The 16,828-nt window shown below is 26.8% G+C and carries 16 protein-coding genes; 14 read left to right on the top strand and 2 right to left on the bottom strand.

Annotated features, from left to right (window positions below; genetic code table 11):
• Positions 1-264 precede the first annotated feature (264 nt).
• From KGF36_RS13025 to KGF36_RS13050, 6 genes are all read left to right on the top strand, one after another.
• Complete coding sequence (locus KGF36_RS13025) at positions 265-1,017, top strand: MurR/RpiR family transcriptional regulator (RefSeq protein WP_227830066.1); 753 nt, start codon at positions 265-267, stop codon at positions 1,015-1,017.
• Positions 1,018-1,119: 102 nt separating this feature from the next.
• Positions 1,120-2,040, top strand: coding sequence for a 1-phosphofructokinase family hexose kinase (locus tag KGF36_RS13030; RefSeq protein ID WP_227830065.1), 921 nt, complete (start codon positions 1,120-1,122; stop codon positions 2,038-2,040).
• A 2-nt stretch (positions 2,041-2,042) separates the two neighbouring features.
• On the top strand, positions 2,043-3,965 hold the full coding sequence (locus tag KGF36_RS13035; RefSeq protein ID WP_227854795.1) for a PTS fructose transporter subunit IIABC: 1,923 nt from the start codon (positions 2,043-2,045) through the stop codon (positions 3,963-3,965).
• A 19-nt stretch (positions 3,966-3,984) separates the two neighbouring features.
• Complete coding sequence (gene gatY, locus KGF36_RS13040; RefSeq protein ID WP_227850600.1) at positions 3,985-4,860, top strand: tagatose-bisphosphate aldolase subunit GatY; 876 nt, start codon at positions 3,985-3,987, stop codon at positions 4,858-4,860.
• 627 nt (positions 4,861-5,487) lie between these two features.
• On the top strand, positions 5,488-5,868 hold the full coding sequence (locus KGF36_RS13045) for a nucleotidyltransferase domain-containing protein (protein ID WP_227830062.1): 381 nt from the start codon (positions 5,488-5,490) through the stop codon (positions 5,866-5,868).
• Positions 5,858-6,286, top strand: coding sequence for a hypothetical protein (locus tag KGF36_RS13050; protein ID WP_227830061.1), 429 nt, complete (start codon positions 5,858-5,860; stop codon positions 6,284-6,286). Before KGF36_RS13045 ends, KGF36_RS13050 begins: the two co-directional genes overlap by 11 nt.
• Positions 6,287-6,630: 344 nt before the next feature.
• On the opposite strand, the gene KGF36_RS13055 is transcribed toward KGF36_RS13050, so the two are convergent.
• A complete protein-coding gene (locus KGF36_RS13055) occupies positions 6,631-7,197 on the bottom strand; it encodes a CD3073 family putative ECF transporter S component (RefSeq protein ID WP_227830060.1) in 567 nt (188 codons plus the stop codon).
• A 166-nt stretch (positions 7,198-7,363) separates the two neighbouring features.
• On the opposite strand from KGF36_RS13055, the gene KGF36_RS13060 reads away from it, so the two are divergent.
• The 8 genes from KGF36_RS13060 (at position 7,364) to KGF36_RS13095 (ending at position 15,553) form a co-directional block, all read left to right on the top strand.
• Positions 7,364-7,885, top strand: coding sequence for a CD3072 family TudS-related putative desulfidase (locus KGF36_RS13060; RefSeq protein ID WP_227850601.1), 522 nt, complete (start codon positions 7,364-7,366; stop codon positions 7,883-7,885).
• 39 nt (positions 7,886-7,924) lie between these two features.
• Positions 7,925-8,113: a hypothetical protein gene (locus tag KGF36_RS13065; RefSeq protein WP_413906973.1), complete on the top strand. Its 189-nt coding sequence runs from the start codon at positions 7,925-7,927 to the stop codon at positions 8,111-8,113.
• Between the two features lie 700 nt (positions 8,114-8,813).
• Positions 8,814-10,013: a S41 family peptidase gene (locus tag KGF36_RS13070; protein ID WP_227850602.1), complete on the top strand. Its 1,200-nt coding sequence runs from the start codon at positions 8,814-8,816 to the stop codon at positions 10,011-10,013.
• A gap of 173 nt (positions 10,014-10,186) precedes the next feature.
• On the top strand, positions 10,187-10,684 hold the full coding sequence (locus tag KGF36_RS13075; RefSeq protein WP_227850603.1) for an HTH domain-containing protein: 498 nt from the start codon (positions 10,187-10,189) through the stop codon (positions 10,682-10,684).
• Positions 10,685-10,952: 268 nt separating this feature from the next.
• Entirely contained in the window at positions 10,953-11,705 is a 753-nt protein-coding gene (locus KGF36_RS13080; protein ID WP_227838930.1) for an ABC transporter ATP-binding protein, read from the top strand.
• Positions 11,706-13,613, top strand: a complete 1,908-nt coding sequence (locus KGF36_RS13085; protein ID WP_227850604.1) for an ABC transporter permease — start codon at positions 11,706-11,708, stop codon at positions 13,611-13,613.
• A 246-nt stretch (positions 13,614-13,859) separates the two neighbouring features.
• Positions 13,860-14,534 (top strand): response regulator transcription factor, encoded by a 675-nt coding sequence (locus tag KGF36_RS13090; protein WP_227850605.1) that lies wholly within the window; start codon positions 13,860-13,862, stop codon positions 14,532-14,534.
• Complete coding sequence (locus KGF36_RS13095) at positions 14,534-15,553, top strand: sensor histidine kinase (RefSeq protein ID WP_227842825.1); 1,020 nt, start codon at positions 14,534-14,536, stop codon at positions 15,551-15,553. The genes KGF36_RS13090 and KGF36_RS13095 overlap by 1 nt, the downstream gene beginning before the upstream one ends.
• Positions 15,554-15,673: 120 nt before the next feature.
• Here KGF36_RS13095 and KGF36_RS13100 read toward each other — a convergent pair whose 3' ends face one another.
• A complete protein-coding gene (locus KGF36_RS13100) occupies positions 15,674-16,648 on the bottom strand; it encodes an aromatic acid exporter family protein (RefSeq protein ID WP_227830052.1) in 975 nt (324 codons plus the stop codon).
• Between the last annotated feature and the right edge of the window lie 180 nt (positions 16,649-16,828).

Consider the following 16,828-nt stretch of genomic DNA (forward strand, 5'->3'; position numbering starts at 1 on the left):
CGTATTCAATAATTTAAGTCGCTTGAAGACTGAAAATCTTGTAATTGCTCAATTTTGATGATTGAGCAATTACTTTTTTATTGTGATATAACATAATGATAATATAATAAACTAAAGTATAAAATTATAATATTATAAATTTATATATATAGACATTGACTAAATCATAATTGTGTATAAAAATAAGTAGTTAAGAGGTAATATATTATTATAATATGTGATAAATTTAGACAAATAAAACCTATATATAAGGAGAGCGAAAATATGATAATTGAGTTAAATAAAAGAAATTCTGAAAATCTAACAAAAACAGAAATGGAAATAATTAAATTTATAAATCAAAATGAGTCAATATTATCAGAATTGTCCATAGTAGAGATTGCTCATGAAACATATTCGTCTCCAGCAACTGTTTCAAGAGCAATTAGAAAATGTGGTTTAAATGGATTTAATGAACTTAGATATAGATTGACAGTAAAAGATGAAAATAATGATATACACAATATGGGGGATATAATAAACAAGTCTTTTATAGAAGCACAACGAGTTATAGAACAAATATCTTTAACTACACTAATTAATATAATAAAAACTATAAATGAATCTAGTAAGATATACGTCCTAGCAAGAGGTCTTACTGAATATGTAGCAAAAGAGTTTAGCCTTAAGTTACAATTGCTTGATTTCAATGTGTTTTTCATAAATGACCCTAATATAATGAAAATAAAATCTAAATCAATGAAAGAAGATGAACTTATAATCATATTTTCGTTGAATGGAAATACTAAAGAACTTGTAGAATCAGCACAAAATGCCAATTTAGGTGGAGCCAAAGTTATAACATGTTGTTGTAGTGAAAATGCAAAACTTATAAAGTATTCTGATTTATATATTGTAGGATATAAGCATTATCATATATCTATATCTGAATATGAAGTGTCTTCTAGGTTGCCCCTGTACATTATATCTAGGATAATTATAGATTATATGGTCAAATATAATAATTCTGGAAATTAAATTGAAAAAGTCTATGAAAATCTATTTTCTATTTATGAAAAGATTTTCATAGGCTTTTTTATTATAATGAAAACATACACAACAGAAGTAAGGGGGAAGACAATGATATATACATTAACCACGAATCCAGCAATAGATATGAACATATCTACTAATGGTATAAAAAGTAAATTAGTAAATCGTACATCAAATGCTACATATTCTCCTAATGGAAAAGGTTTAAATGTAACATTTGTACTAGGTCATTATGGTATAGAGTCTAAGATATTAGGTTTTTTTGGAGGATTCTCAGGAAAATATATAGTTGAAGAAAGTGAAAAGAAAGGGTTTGATGTACTACCTACATGGGTAGAAGATACAACTCGTATAAATATATTTTTAAATGATGGAAATGATGAGTTTAAATTTGTAAACTCTGGGTCATATGTAAATGCAAAGCAAAAATTAGACATGCTAGAGAAGCTAGAGTCATTAGAAGATATAAGTTATTTGTCAATAAGTGGAAGTTTACCACCTGGTATTGATGAGAATTACTATGAAGATATATTTGAGATTTGTAAAAATAAGAATATAAAAACAATACTTGATATAAGTTCGCCGAAATTAAATGAATTATTAGAATATAATCCATATTTGATAAAACCAAATGATGAGGAAATCAAAGATATATTTGGAATTATCGTAAGAGATGAAGAGGATATTAAGGATGTACTTAAGTTTCTACATTTAAAAGGAGCTCAAAATATATTACTAACATTAGGAGAAAAAGGTTCTTATTTTTACAATGGAAAAGCAATTTATTATGCTAGTGCTCAACCAGTTACAGTTGTTAGTTCTGCATGTGCTGGTGACTCTGCATTAGCTGCTTTTTTAAGTATATGGCTAGAAAATCCAGAAGATATTGAAGATGCATTAAAAAGGTCTGCGGCAACGGGTGCAAGTGTGGCTGAAAGTAATGGTATAGGTAATTTGGCGAATGTAGAAGATTACATAAAAAATATAAAAGTAAGAAAGGTGGTATAAAAATGGGGAAGAAGATAATCCTTGGGGTAACAGGTTGTCCAACTGGAATTGCTCATACATTTATGGCAGAAGAAGCGTTAAAAAAATCAGCTAAAGAATTAGGATGTGATATAAAAGTTGAAACAAATGGCGCCATAGGTGTAGAGAATAAATTAACAGCAGAAGATATCGAAATGGCAGATGCAATAATAGTTGCTTGTGATAAAAACGTTGATATGGATAGATTTAATGGAAAACCAGTAATAGAGGTGCCTGTAAAAGAAGGTATACACAAAGCTAGTGAGCTTATAAAAAAGTGTATTGATGGTAAAGTACCAGTTAGAAAAGGAAGTACATCAAGTAACAAATTTACAGAAGAAGGTAATTTATCGTTTGGTCAAAAGTTATATAAGGACTTAATGAATGGGGTATCTCATATGCTGCCTTTAGTAGTAGCAGGTGGAGTGCTAACTGCTATATCATTTTTATGGGGAATTTATTCATTTGACCCAAATTCAGAACAGTATAATCAGATAGCAGCTACATTAAAATCTGTTGGTGGATATTCTATGAATTTGATGGTTCCTGTATTAGCAGCATTTATAGCTCAATCTATATCAGGTAGACCTGGTATGTTGGCAGGGCTTGTTGGAGGAATGATATCGTTTGACACAGGTTCAGGGTTCTTAGGTGGAATTATATCAGGATTTTTGGCAGGTTATGCAGTTAAATTATTTGTGTATTTATTGAGAAAATTACCAAGACAGTTGGAAGGACTTAAATCGATTTTTATAATTCCTATAGTCAGTGTAGGTGTTGTTGGTATATCTATGTTGTTACTTGGAGGACCATGTTCAGCACTTAATAATGCTATGATGAATTTCCTTTCAGGGTTACAGAACTCAAGCCCTATAATCTTGGGATTAGTAATAGGATGTATGTCAGCATTTGATATGGGAGGTCCAGTAAATAAAGCAGCATATGTAACTGGAACTATGCTTCTAGGTCAAGGAAACTACTTATTCATGGCAGGTGTATCTGCAGCTTGTATAACACCACCATTAGTAATAGCTATAGCATCTACTTTATTTAAAAATAGATTTACAGAAGAAGATAGAGCAGCAGGACTGATTAATTATATACTAGGTAGTACTCATATAACAGAAGGAGCAATACCTTTTGCGGCAAAGAATCCACTGAAAGTCTTGCCAGTACTTATGATTGCATCATCAATATCAGCGATTTTAACTTACATAATGAAAATAGAGGTACCAGCTCCACATGGAGGATTTTTAGTCTTAGGATTAGTAAATAAGCCACTTTTATGGGTAGGATGTATACTTGTAGGTTCATTAGTAGGAGCAATACTTTATATGATGGTTACACCTAAGGTAGTAAATAACAATAATACTACAGAAAATACAAATGAAATTAAAAATAAAAATGAAATTAAAAATGAAAATACAAAATCGGAAAACGTATCTAATAATATATATTTGTATAACGAAGAAACAGTAGTTTTAGATGTTAAAGGAAAAAATAAAACAGATGTAATTGATGAAATGGTTGAAATACTTGACAAATCGGGTGTTCTTTTAGATAAAAATAAATTTAAAGAAGAAATTCATAAGAGAGAAGAAATATCATCTACAGGTTTTGGTATGGGCATAGCGATACCACACGCAAAAACAGATGCAGTAAAAGTACCACGTGTAGCAGTTGGTGTATCAAAAGAAGGGTTTGATTTTGAATCGGAGGATGGAAGTCCAGTACATATTATATTTATGATAGCAGCTACAGATAATGGTGATAATTTACACTTAAAGACATTGTCTCAACTATCTGCAAAGCTAATGGATGAAGAATTTTTAAATGAGCTAATAAATAGTAAGACAAACATAGAAATAGTATCAAAATTAAATAATGAAGAAATTAAATCATTATAAATATATAGGAGGATGAATTATGGCATTAGTGACAACTAAACAAATATTATTAGATGCACAAGAAGGGCATTATGCAGTAGGAGCATTTAATGTTGAAAATATGGAGATGGTTATGGCAGTAATAGAAGCTGCTGAAGAACTTAAATCACCTGTAATACTACAGACAACACCTTCAACAATAAAGTATGCAGGATTGGATTATTATTTAGCAAATGTAAAGGTAGCATCAGAGAAGGCAAGCGTTCCTGTAGCAATGCACTTAGACCATGGTTCAAGTTTTGGGCTAGCAATGCAGGCACTTAGAGTTGGATATACTTCTATTATGATTGATGGTTCTCATGAAAGTTACGAAGATAATATAGCAGTATCTAAGGCTGTTGTGGATGCATGTACACCTTCAGATATACCTGTTGAAGCTGAATTAGGTAAAGTTGGAGGTAAGGAGGACGATTTAGATGGTGGTGATGGTGGAACATATACAGACCCACTAGAAGCAAAAGAATTTGTAGAAAGAACAGGGGTATCATCTTTAGCAGTAGCAATAGGTACGGCACATGGGTTATATAAGGGAGAGCCAAAACTTGATTTAGATAGATTATCTGAAATTAGAGAGGTTGTATCAGTTCCATTAGTATTACATGGTGGGTCAGGGATACCAGATAAGATTATTAAAGAATCTATAAAAAGAGGGATTTGCAAGGTTAATTATGCAACAGAGTTAAGGATTGCTTATAGTAATGGGGTTAAGGATGTGCTTAATTCTGACCCAGAGGTAATTGACCCTAAGAAATATGGTAAAAAAGGTTTAGATTCGGTTAAAGAATTTGTTAAGAGTAGAATGGAAGTTTGTGGATGTGTAGGAAAAACATTAGGGGCAGTGGAGTGTTATCAATAAAACCTAATCATAAATAAAAATAAAGTAAGAGGTCTATAATAAACCTCTTACTTTATTTTATATATTTAAGAGAGTAAGTGAGCAATATGGAATAAAGAAGATATTATTAATATAATAAAAATCTCTTCTTTCACTTTAATTTAATAGTAAAAAGACCATAATAGAGGAATAGTTATTAAAGTAGATGGTACTTCAATGATGAATATATGATAAAATAATTTTGTAGAGTATATATAATAATTATAAAATAAGATTGTTATGTTAATTTTTAAAATTAAAAAGTATAATAAAAAAGAAAATTTGATAATTATTTAGAGTGATTTTTAATTGAGTGTAAAGGGTTACCAATTATTAAGAAGTATAACTAAAATATATATTCAAATTATTTTATGGAAAGTTGTATATAATTATAGATAAATTAAGACATAAATCAGATAAGAGATTAGTATGAAAAGCAAATTTTTAGATGCAATTCAGTGATTCTGTTAATCAAGTAGATAAATGAAAACTAGAAATGAAAATTAGTTTAAAATAGTTATAAGATAACTTTAATTCATTAATGTAAAGAGCTTTTGAAGGAGAATTATTTAGCTAAGTAATATTACATAATAAATATGAGGTGATTAAATGAGAAATATACCAGATGAGATTAAAAACTCAATAATAAATATATTTCCAAAAGAAAATACTATGGCCATCATAATATTTGGTAGTTATGGAACAGATAGGCATACATCAGAAAGTGATATAGATATAGCATGGATTCCTATCAAAAAAGTATCAATTACAGAGCTTGCAACGAAAACAGAGGCTCTAAGAAATATATTAGATGTTGATGTAGACTTAAAGATTGTTACAGATAACTATACAATAGCACTTAGAAAGGCTATTTTAGAAGGTGATGTTATTTATGAATCTAAAGATTTTAAGGATTATATAAATAATTTCTATTTTGAAAATAGTGATGTAATAGATATCTTAGATTGGAGGGATATGTATGGTAATTAGAAATAAATTGTCTTGGAGTTCAATAGAAGAAGTAAATAGAGATTTTGGTTCTTGTTTATATGATTTGCAAAACTTCAAAATACTATATACTAAAGAAGAAATGCCTGAATTATGGGCTAGATATATAAAAGAAGGTTTTAAAAGCTATATGGTATCATTTCTAGAATTAACAAAAGCAATGCTGTATTATAAATCAATTAATTTAAATATAAAATCTAAGACCTTCTATGATTATCTCTTGGCTTGTGAGTATCATAACTTATTGCCCCAAAATTCTTCTATTGTTATAGAAACACTTAGAAAGTTAAGAAATGATGATTCTCATGGATATGATATACCAGAGTTTGAAGATATGTATGAGTTGTTTACAGAAAACGAAGAGGTTTTTGTTAGTATAAGAAATATTTGTAAAAAATGATTTTTAGGGAGACGCATTTTAACTAAGATGTAAAGGAAAGAAAAACCTTGAGTAACTTTGAGTTTTTAAAAGAAGTTAAATAAAATGTATCAGAGATAAGTTAGTAGTAGCAATTGGCTAATATCTTATTTGATTATAATAAAATAACAATACGACCTCTTAATACAGCTTTAGAATCTAAATTTATATTAAGAGGTTGTATTTAATTAAATTAATACAAATGTTGTATAATTAAATCATAAATACTAAAAGTTAATGAAGCCAAAATAGAAAATATCATTATACAAATATATGCATATAAATTTATTATAAAGATTAATAAATCATATATTATTTACAATTTATTAAGAAGAACTAGATGTACTCCTATTATATTGAGATATGAAACCTTTAGGCATTTTACTTATAAAATACACAACCATAATACAAGACAAAGGCTTGTCTACTATATTGCTAAGGATTCTTGGAAAGAATGCAGCAGTAAATATCTTCTGACCAGACTGAACTAAAAAACCGACCAATAAATCAGCACCACTTCCACTTAAACCACCAAACAATAAAACTGAAATAGGAGTACCAATTAAAGGACAAACAACAGATAGAATTAGTCCTGTAATAATAGCCTCCTTATAACCAAAACCTTTTTTCTTAGAAATATATCCAACAATAAGACCAAGAACAATATTTACAAGGGCAAAAGGTATATTCGTAGGGCCTGATATAACTCCTAAAACCAAGTTTGTACAGCCACCAATAAGAGCACCCCAAAAAGGCCCTAATACTACAGCTCCAAGCACAGTACCAACCGTATCTAAAAATAATAATGGTATATTTATCATAGATATAGCTATACCTAAAACAATGTTAATAACTATACACATTGAAGAAAATGTTATTTTCTTAGTATTCAATTATAATACCTCCTAAAAAAAATGTATATATTTATCATAGTATAGATTATAAAAGATTACTAATTGTATATTTCTATATAGAATACTATAAATATAGAGCAAATGAATAATATAATTATCAAAATATGTAGTATTATTAAAAGTGAGAATACTTAAGGAGAATATTATGAAAAGAAACAGAGAGATTGTAGTAGTTTGTCATTGTATATTGAATTGTAACTCTAAAGTAGAGGATCTATCAGAATTTAAAGGTGCACAAAGTATAACAATAGATTTAATAAATAATGGATATGGAATAATTCAATTACCATGTCCAGAGATGATTTTGTATGGAATAAATAGGTGGGGACATGTAAAAGAACAGTTTGACAATTTGTTTTTTAGAGAACAATGTAGACAAATGCTAATACCTTATATAAGACAGTTTGATGAATATTTAAAAAATAATTATAATATAAAAAGTATCATTGCCATAGATGGTAGTCCAAGTTGTGGATATAATAAGACCTGTAGTTCTAAAAATTGGTTTGGTGAATTAAGTGGTTGCAAGGACTTGATGAATAAAATAAATGATGTCCAAATGGTAGAAGAGAAAGGTATTTTTATAGATGAGTTAGAAAAATTACTTAATGAATATAATTTAGAAATACCTATAGTTGGATTTGACGAACTTAGAGAAGATAAGTAAGTGAAAATTTTATTGATATATGCTTAAGAAGTATGATAAATGCTAATATATATAAGCTTTAGTGAAGGTATAGGTAAAGACATAGTAGAAGGTAAGGTTGGATTTAAGGATTTAGAAGCTTATGCACTGAAAATGCCAGTTATAAAGAATAAGTCTGGAAGACAAGAAATGTTAGAAAATATGCTTAATAGGTATATATATGAAGTTGATACAATTTGTAACAAGTAGTTGTATTGTTATGAATCTTAGATGATTAAATAAAAACTAGGGAGTATTCTCTAGTTTTTATTTAAAAAAATATAAATAAGAGCATTCTTTATCAGTAAAAAATTGTCTGAAAGATTTTCTATTGATAGTGAGTTTTCAAATACATTTGAGATAAAAGATATATAACACTAAGTAAAAAATAAGCTATAATAAACTTATCAAGAAGCTATATATGTATAGTTGCTAGTGGAGTTGCTTTACATAAAGAAAATATGGATAACAGTATTAGATGAAGAATAACTAAAAAGGAAAATAGGGTAAATAAGAACGTAGGGAGATTTTTGTTAGATAAATCTTCCTACGTTTTTATTTACAATAATTTTGAATGATGTTTGTTTTAGTTAGTAGTTTTGAGAAATATATATATAATGAGATAAGTGGTTACACTAATAAAGATTATATAAATATATATCTAAATATTTTTTGTTATATAGAAATACATTGTGTACAGTTAAAAGTTAGTGGCAAAAGTTATTATTAATTTGTTTATTAATATATAAATACAGATTAGAATTCCTTTGATAAAACTATAGAATAATAAATTTAAAATATATTTATGGATATATAAATTATAATGAAATATAATATATAAGTATTACTCTAAATATTTATAATAATATAATATATTAAAATATGAAGCTGGAAAGTTGATGAGAATTATATGAAAAAGAAAATATTGTTTTTAGGAATTATTTGTATATCTATAATTTTACTAGGTAATTCTACTTATTCCCAAAAGAAGCAACTATCTGAGAAAGAAAAGGTAGATGACTTTAAATATGTATATAATGTTATAAAAACGGGGTATCCTTACTTAGATGTAAATAAGAGACTTAATAATATTGACTGGTTAGAAAATGAGGATAAGTATATAAAAAGAATTAAAAATACTGAAAGTGATGAAGAATTTATAGAAAAAATGTCATCTATATTATCTGAATTAAACAATAAACATACTGAATTAATAGATAATAAAAACCGATATGAACTTTTTAAAAAATCATACTCTAATAATAATTGGTATGACTTTCTTAATGATAAAAAAGTTGTAGATAGATATGATTCTATAAATACTAAGATAAAAATGCCAAATGATATTTTTGTGAAAAAAGAACTAATTTTAGAAGATATAATTAAAGGCAAGGTTGGATACATGTATTTACCTGCAATGTCGCCACAAAATGGGTCAATAGATAAGGATTTAAAAATTATAGGAGATTATATTAATAATTTAGAAAAACATCAAGCTTTAATTATTGATATAAGAGGAAATTCAGGGGGAAGTGACAGATATTGGAAAGGAATTGTATCTAAACTTATAAAAAATGATATAAAAATAGAGGGTTATAGACTCTATAGAAATAATAATGAAATAGTTAAAAAATACACCAATGCAAGAAATATAAAGTTAGAGCCTATAGAAAATCTACCAGTAGGTGTAAAGAAAAATGCACCAGAAGAAACTTTAAAAAATTTTAGTGATTTTGAAAAGACTTCTTATACTATAAATACTAATAATGATTTAAAATTTCAAGGTAATATATACTTACTTATAGACGAAAAAGTATACTCATCATCAGAGTCGTTTTCTATGTTTTGTAAAGAGACTAAGCTTGCAACTTTAGTAGGAGAAACTACTGGAGGTGATGGTGGAGGAATAGACCCTGTGTTGTTTGAGTTAAAAAATAGTGGTTTAATAGTTAGAATGTCAAGTTGTATGTATTTAAACAAAGATGGAATATGTGATGAAGAATTTAAAACTATTCCTGAGTTTAAAGTAAAAGACTGTAAAAGAACGATAAATTTTAAAGATGATAACAGTATAAAAAGGGTACTAAAGCTTGAAAATATCAATTATTAAATAACAATTAAATATTACTTTATACTGGAGAAAATAGAATTAAAAAATCAACGGTTTGAGATGTTATATTACTTCCAGCACTTGACCAAGGCAAACATATAAGAACAAGTAAAAATAGATTTCCAACCAGTGAATAACGCCACCTAAGTAGAGACTATAGGTGGCGTTTTCATATGGCAACAGAAAGGAGGAAATTAGTACAAATGTTTTTTTATATAGTCAATCGTGAACATATAACGGCTAAAGAATTGGCAAATTATTTTAATGTATCAACAAGAACAATATACCGCGATATCAATACTCTGTCTATTGCCGGAATACCTATCATATCCACAAAGGGAACAGGTGGGGGAATATCGCTAATAGACGGACATGCTCTCGACAAATCATTGTTATCTAAAGAGGAGCAACAGAACATATATCAGGGATTACAAATGTTACAGGTTATAAAATATCCTAATGCTGAAATTGCATTAAGTAAAATTAGTGATATTTTTAGAAATGTCTTGGAACCAAAGTGGTTGAAAGTTGATTTTACATTCTGGCGAAGTGATGAAAATAAGATAAATAAAAGATTTTCAGAATTAATGTTAGAGTTAAATAAATCAAACAATTTTAGAATATTTGATAACTTTGAGGATGCTAAAAATTATATTTTAAATCTAAAATGACAGAAAATAATATAAGCAAAGCATTTAGAAGTATTGAATATAAAAATAAAATAAATATATATGATGAGTATTTAATAAGGAAATGGCATTTTCAGCATTAAAAAATTAATATAAGTAAAAATTTAAGAAACATATTTATTAATAAGCTTTCTATGTTACAAAAGTGTAATATTGGTAGGCAAAATGTAATATTTACATAAGGATTTAACCGTACAAAACCTTTAAAATGAAGATATACTAAGAAGTGAGCAAACGGAGGTTATTAATTATGAAAGAAATATTAAAAATAAAGAATATATCAAAAGATTACGGTATAAAAGGATTTAAAACAAATGTACTAAAAAGTATATCTCTTACAGTTAATGAAGGTGATTTTATAGCAATAATGGGGCCATCAGGTGCAGGCAAAACAACATTACTTAATCTAATGTCTACGCTTGACAAACAAACCTCAGGAGAAATAATACTCGATGGGATTGATATATCGAAAGTAAAAAATAATGAACTATCGAAATTAAGAAGAGAAAAAATAGGATTTATATTTCAAGACTATAACTTACTAGATAATATGACACTCATGAATAATATAGCACTTCCTCTGGCGTTAGGGAAAAAGAAAAGTAAGGAAATTGAAGATAAGGTATTTTCTATAGCCAAAAAATTTGGATTAGAAAATCATTTAGATAAATATCCATACCAATTATCAGGTGGTCAAAAACAAAGAGGTGCAGCAGCAAGGTCACTAATTACAAACCCAGCAGTAATATTTGCAGATGAACCAACGGGTGCTTTAGATTCTAAATCAGCTTATGAACTTTTAAACTCATTAGAAAGGATAAATAAAGAAAATAATGCTACTATTATAATGATTACACATGACCCTCTAACAGCAAGTTATTCAAATGAAGTATATATGATAAATGATGGAACTATAAAGTGTAAATTAAACAAAGGAAGTAGTAGAAAAGAATTTTATGGAAAAATTATGGATATGTTGGCCTCTATGGGAGGTGAAATGTAAGTGAGTGTACTTGGGATTGCTTATAATAATTTTAAAAGTAATATAAGAACTTATTTGGCATTTTTTATATCTATGGTCTTTTCAGTAGTTGTACTGACTAATTTTGAATTACTAAGATATGGTGATGCGATAAATGTATTGCAAGGAGAAAATCAGAAATTCACATTATCAGTGTTAATATCTGTAATAATAATATTATCAGTATTTTTATTTTTCTTTATATGGTATGCAACAAATATATTCTTTAAAAATAGGTCAAAAGAAATAGGAATACTATCTTTTATGGGGTTGGATTTATATACTATAGGAAAAATATATTTTGTAGAAAATATGCTTATAGGAATAAGCTCTTGTATAACAGGAATACTTATAGGGATAATAACATCTAGATTTTTCCAGGTAGTGATAATAAAATTATCTGGATTTGATATAAATGTATCCAATGGGCTTAGTATCAAAGCTATAATGTATGCCAGTTTGATATTTATTTCTATATTTATGATAATGACTATAAAAGGTTTTGTAACAATATGTAGAAGTAGTGTAATAAACCTAATTAACACATCTAAGAAGCAAGACAAAATACCAAAAGTAGGAATAGGATTATACATATTAGCCATAATATCAACTTTAGTATTAGGATGTGGTTATTATCTTTCTATGGATATACGCTCTGGAAACATAACTAGTGTAATGGCAGTTATAGTTATAATAATAATAGGTACTTATGGTCTATTTAAATCAGTTATGCCTGTTGTATTTCATATGATAATGAAAAATAAAAAAGTATTATTTAATGGAAATAATATAATTGCTATAAACAATATAAATTACAGATTAAATAAAAACTATAAAACTTACTCTATAATAGCTATAATTATAACTACTACAATATCAACCCTTGGTGCATCAGTTGCTATAAAACATCTACAACAAAATGCTCAAGAACAAAGAAATGTATATACTGTTAGTATAGTTTCAACAGATATAAATGAAGTAAACAGAAAACAAATAGAAGATATAATCAAAGACACTAATAATATAAGGTATTCAGTAAATCCAGAACTAATTGCTTTAGAAAATCCAGATAGCAAATATGATTATGATAAATTAAATACAATAATGAAATACAGTGATTTTTACAATACTCTTAAAGTAAATGGAAATGAGGAAGAATTAAAAGAGTATGGCGAAAAACTAGTTAAAGGAAATAATGTAATACAGTTAAAAAGTCCTCAAACGATAGTAACATTAGCTAAAAAAGAAACCAGTGTGAACATTGATGGACAAGTATATAATATTACAAAAGGGGAAGTAAAAGTACCAGTATTAGGAACAGGGATTAATGACGGTATTATAGTAGTGAATGATAACATCTACTCTAAGTTAAAAGACAAAGGACAACCAATATATTTCTATGGAGCAAAAGTATCTGATGAAGAAAATAGCCAAAAGATGTTTGATAATATTGAAAAAAATTTAAGTATGCAAAGTGGCTACATGAGAAATGGATATAAAGCTCAGAACGAAAGTCAATGGATGAAATTTGCATATGTAGTGCTTGTATTTTTATTTTTAGTATTTACGCTTGTGGCTGGAAGTATAATATACATGAAAATATATAGTGATGCTTATGAAGATAGAGATAAATATAAAACTTTATTAAAGATAGGAACTACAGAAAAAGAGATAAATAAAGCTGTATTTAAAGAAGTAGCCATATTTTATACTTTACCAATGTTAAGTGCAACAATATCAAGTTACTTTGCATTAAGACTAGCAGGCAATTTATTAATGGCTGATTTATTTAGTATATATATATTGAGCTTAGTAATATGCTTAATAATATTTATAATATATGGAGCAGTATCTGTTAATAAGTTTAAGAAGGTAATATACGAAAATTAATCAACAAATCTATTAAAACAAAGGGGGTGTCTCAAAATGAACTTTTTAGTTCATGAGGCACTCTTTTTTGTATAAAATCAAATATATTTTCATCATTTCAAAAATGAAAAAGAGGCATATATCTATTTTGAGACAGCACCTTATTAATTAGGTCTAAGTCGTTTGACTAATAAATGTATACAAAATATGATATGATAGAGATAATTTATATTATAAGAAAATATTAAAATAATGGAGATTACATAAATGTATAAAATTTTATTAATAGAAGATGATATTGATTTATCAAAAGAAATTGCTTTGGCATTAGAAAGATGGGGATTTAAAGTAGAAGTAATTGATAAATTTGAACTGATTTTAGAAGAATTTATAGATAAAAAACCAGATGTAGTACTTTTGGATGTAAATTTACCACTGTATAATGGATTTTACTGGTGTGAGAAAATAAGGTCTGTTTCAAATGTTCCAATAATATTCCTTTCATCAAGAGATTCTGATATGGATTTAATAATGGGAATAAATAATGGAGGAGATGATTATATTACAAAACCATTTTCTATAGATATATTGGTTACCAAAATAAATGGGATAATAAGAAGAGCTTACAATTATAGCGACTCTAATAGTGTTCTATACTACAAAGATTTGATGTTTGATGTGGGAAAAGGAATCATAAAGAACAAGTACAAGGAAAAAGATATAGAATTGACTAAAAATGAAATAAAAATTTTAACTTTATTATTAAAAAATAAAAATAAAGTTGTATTAAGAGAAAGTCTTATGATGACTTTATGGGATAATGATGAGTTTGTTACAGATAATGCTCTTACAGTAAATATGAATAGGCTAAGAAGTAAAATTAAAGAGTTAGGGTTTGATGATTTTATAAAAACTAAAAAAGGAATAGGATATACAATATAATGATAGTAAAATATTTAAAAGACAGATTCAAGTATATTGTACTTTTTTTAATTATCATTAGTATAATAAATATTTACTTATTTGCTATAAATATATTTGAGAATCAATATGCAGAGTTAATATACTTAGATTTTTTAGCTTTACTCATAATAATAGTATTTTTTATTGTAGATTATATAAACTTTAAAAATAGCTATAAAGATTTATGTAAGTGTTTAGAAAATAATGATGATATAGACAACTACTTGATTAGTGGACAATCCTTTGAAGAAAATATCATAAGAGATATTATTGAAAATTTGAAATCAAAGAACAATGATGATACAAAAAATTATAAACAATCTCTAAAAGAATTGGATGAATACATAGCTAAATGGGTTCATGAAATAAAGATTCCAATATCATCTTTGAGTATAATTACAGATAGATTAAATAATATAGAAGATAGTATAGATATTAAGAATCAAATTGCAAAAATAAACTTTTTAGTAAATTCTATTTTATATAGTAGTAGAAGTAATAGTATGTTTGAGGACATATTTATGAATAAAGTTAATTTAGAAAAATTAATAAAATCCTCTATAAAGAATAACTCGTTTTTACTCATAAAAAACAATATTGAAGTTAATTTAAGCAACTTAAATTATACTGTTTACACGGATTCTAAATGTATAGCATATATTTTAGACCAAATTATTAATAATGCTATAAAATACTCAAAAGAAGTTGGTAAAATTGAATTTAATGCAAAACCATTAGAAAACGGAGTAGTGTTATCTATAAAAGATTATGGCATTGGTATAAATGAAGAGGATATATGTAGAGTTTTTGATAAAGGATTTACAGGAACAAATGGAAGGAATAGATTGTATAAATCTACTGGAATGGGACTATATTTTGCAAAAAAGATGTTGGATAATTTAGGGCATAAGATTGATGTGTACTCAGAGAATGGTGTTTATACAATTTTTAATATTCATTTTTATGATATATCAGATTATTTAAATCTAGATAATTAGAAATAGTGAATTCATTTTAAATATGAAAAATATAGTAGTATTTTTACTTTAAAATATAATTTGAAATAGTATTATGAATCAAAAACAGGTAGATAATCTACCTGTTTTTGATTCATAATACTATTTATAAAAATTATTATCTCTAAGAACTTGAGCACGTCTACGATTAATTAAAAACTGTTTTAATTCAGTTAAGCAAAAGAATAAAATAGCTCTATTTTCAAATTCTGTTCTATCAACAGGTAGAGGTTGATTTTGCATACTAAGCATTAACCTGCCCAATTCTTCAAGAAGAAGATTCCCTGTTTCGGCTTCAAATTCAGTATAACCTATCTTATGTATGAAAGCAGATAGAATATGAGCTTGTGGTGGAGTAGAATTTAGTTGAGATATATAACTATACAAGTTTTCTAAGATATCCCGTTGGCTTTTTATAATATCCATATGTTCTAAGAAAAATTTAGTATCACTTAATAAAGTATTATTAATATTATCATAAGTTTCAGAAATACTATTATCAATAAGTGAATTTAAGGTATATAAATCTCTACTGAACCTATTTTCTTTTTTAGGATTTACAATAATATCGGCAATATCTATAAGCACAATACTTACTTCTTCTTGTAATTTTTTTTGAACTTCATAGATTTTATGTATATTTGTTGGAATATACATATTTATTATGACACCTATTCCAGTACCTATTGCAAATATTCCAGCTTCATTTAAAATCCATTTAATAGATGTTTCTCCTTGGAGGAAGTAATGGGATGCGATTACTACACACATGGCAATAACATCTTGAATTTTTAATAAAAAACAAAGCGGTATAATTATGAATATAAATATTGAAAATGAAGTTAAATTATATCCTAAAATATTAAAACATAAATAGGAAAAAATAGTACATAAAAGAAAGCCATAAACCTTTCCAATAGAGCCTTTAAGAGTTTCTTTTTTAGTGTCCTTTACTGTAAGTAGTACTATAACTCCAGCGACCATTGAGTATTCTAATTTTAACAGCCAAGCAATAGATATAGCAAGAGAGCATCCAAGAGATAATTTTATTACTTTAAGTGAATTAATATTATTCAAATATAAACCTCCTGTAAACAAATATAATAAAGATAATTTTAACATAAAACTAATGGGGTTTGAAATGTAATTAATTATACTTAATTATTTTATTGCCCTATTTAGCTAAATACAATCAATATATTTTTATTTTATGAAAGTTTTTTGTGAAAATTTAAAGCAATAAATAGCACTTGGATT

The sequence above is a fragment of the Clostridioides sp. ZZV14-6009 genome (assembly GCF_020658095.1).
Lineage (GTDB): Bacteria > Bacillota > Clostridia > Peptostreptococcales > Peptostreptococcaceae > Clostridioides.

Coding starts and splice junctions, on each gene's coding strand:
- KGF36_RS13090 (WP_227850605.1), top strand. CDS start 13,860: ATGTATAAAATTTTATTAATAGAAGATGATATTGATTTATCAAAAGAA.
- KGF36_RS13065 (WP_413906973.1), top strand. CDS start 7,925: ATGCTAATATATATAAGCTTTAGTGAAGGTATAGGTAAAGACATAGTA.
- KGF36_RS13030 (WP_227830065.1), top strand. CDS start 1,120: ATGATATATACATTAACCACGAATCCAGCAATAGATATGAACATATCT.
- KGF36_RS13075 (WP_227850603.1), top strand. CDS start 10,187: ATGGCAACAGAAAGGAGGAAATTAGTACAAATGTTTTTTTATATAGTC.
- KGF36_RS13045 (WP_227830062.1), top strand. CDS start 5,488: ATGAGAAATATACCAGATGAGATTAAAAACTCAATAATAAATATATTT.
- gatY (WP_227850600.1), top strand. CDS start 3,985: ATGGCATTAGTGACAACTAAACAAATATTATTAGATGCACAAGAAGGG.
- KGF36_RS13095 (WP_227842825.1), top strand. CDS start 14,534: ATGATAGTAAAATATTTAAAAGACAGATTCAAGTATATTGTACTTTTT.
- KGF36_RS13050 (WP_227830061.1), top strand. CDS start 5,858: ATGGTAATTAGAAATAAATTGTCTTGGAGTTCAATAGAAGAAGTAAAT.
- KGF36_RS13070 (WP_227850602.1), top strand. CDS start 8,814: ATGAAAAAGAAAATATTGTTTTTAGGAATTATTTGTATATCTATAATT.
- KGF36_RS13060 (WP_227850601.1), top strand. CDS start 7,364: ATGAAAAGAAACAGAGAGATTGTAGTAGTTTGTCATTGTATATTGAAT.
- KGF36_RS13025 (WP_227830066.1), top strand. CDS start 265: ATGATAATTGAGTTAAATAAAAGAAATTCTGAAAATCTAACAAAAACA.
- KGF36_RS13080 (WP_227838930.1), top strand. CDS start 10,953: ATGAAAGAAATATTAAAAATAAAGAATATATCAAAAGATTACGGTATA.
- KGF36_RS13035 (WP_227854795.1), top strand. CDS start 2,043: ATGGGGAAGAAGATAATCCTTGGGGTAACAGGTTGTCCAACTGGAATT.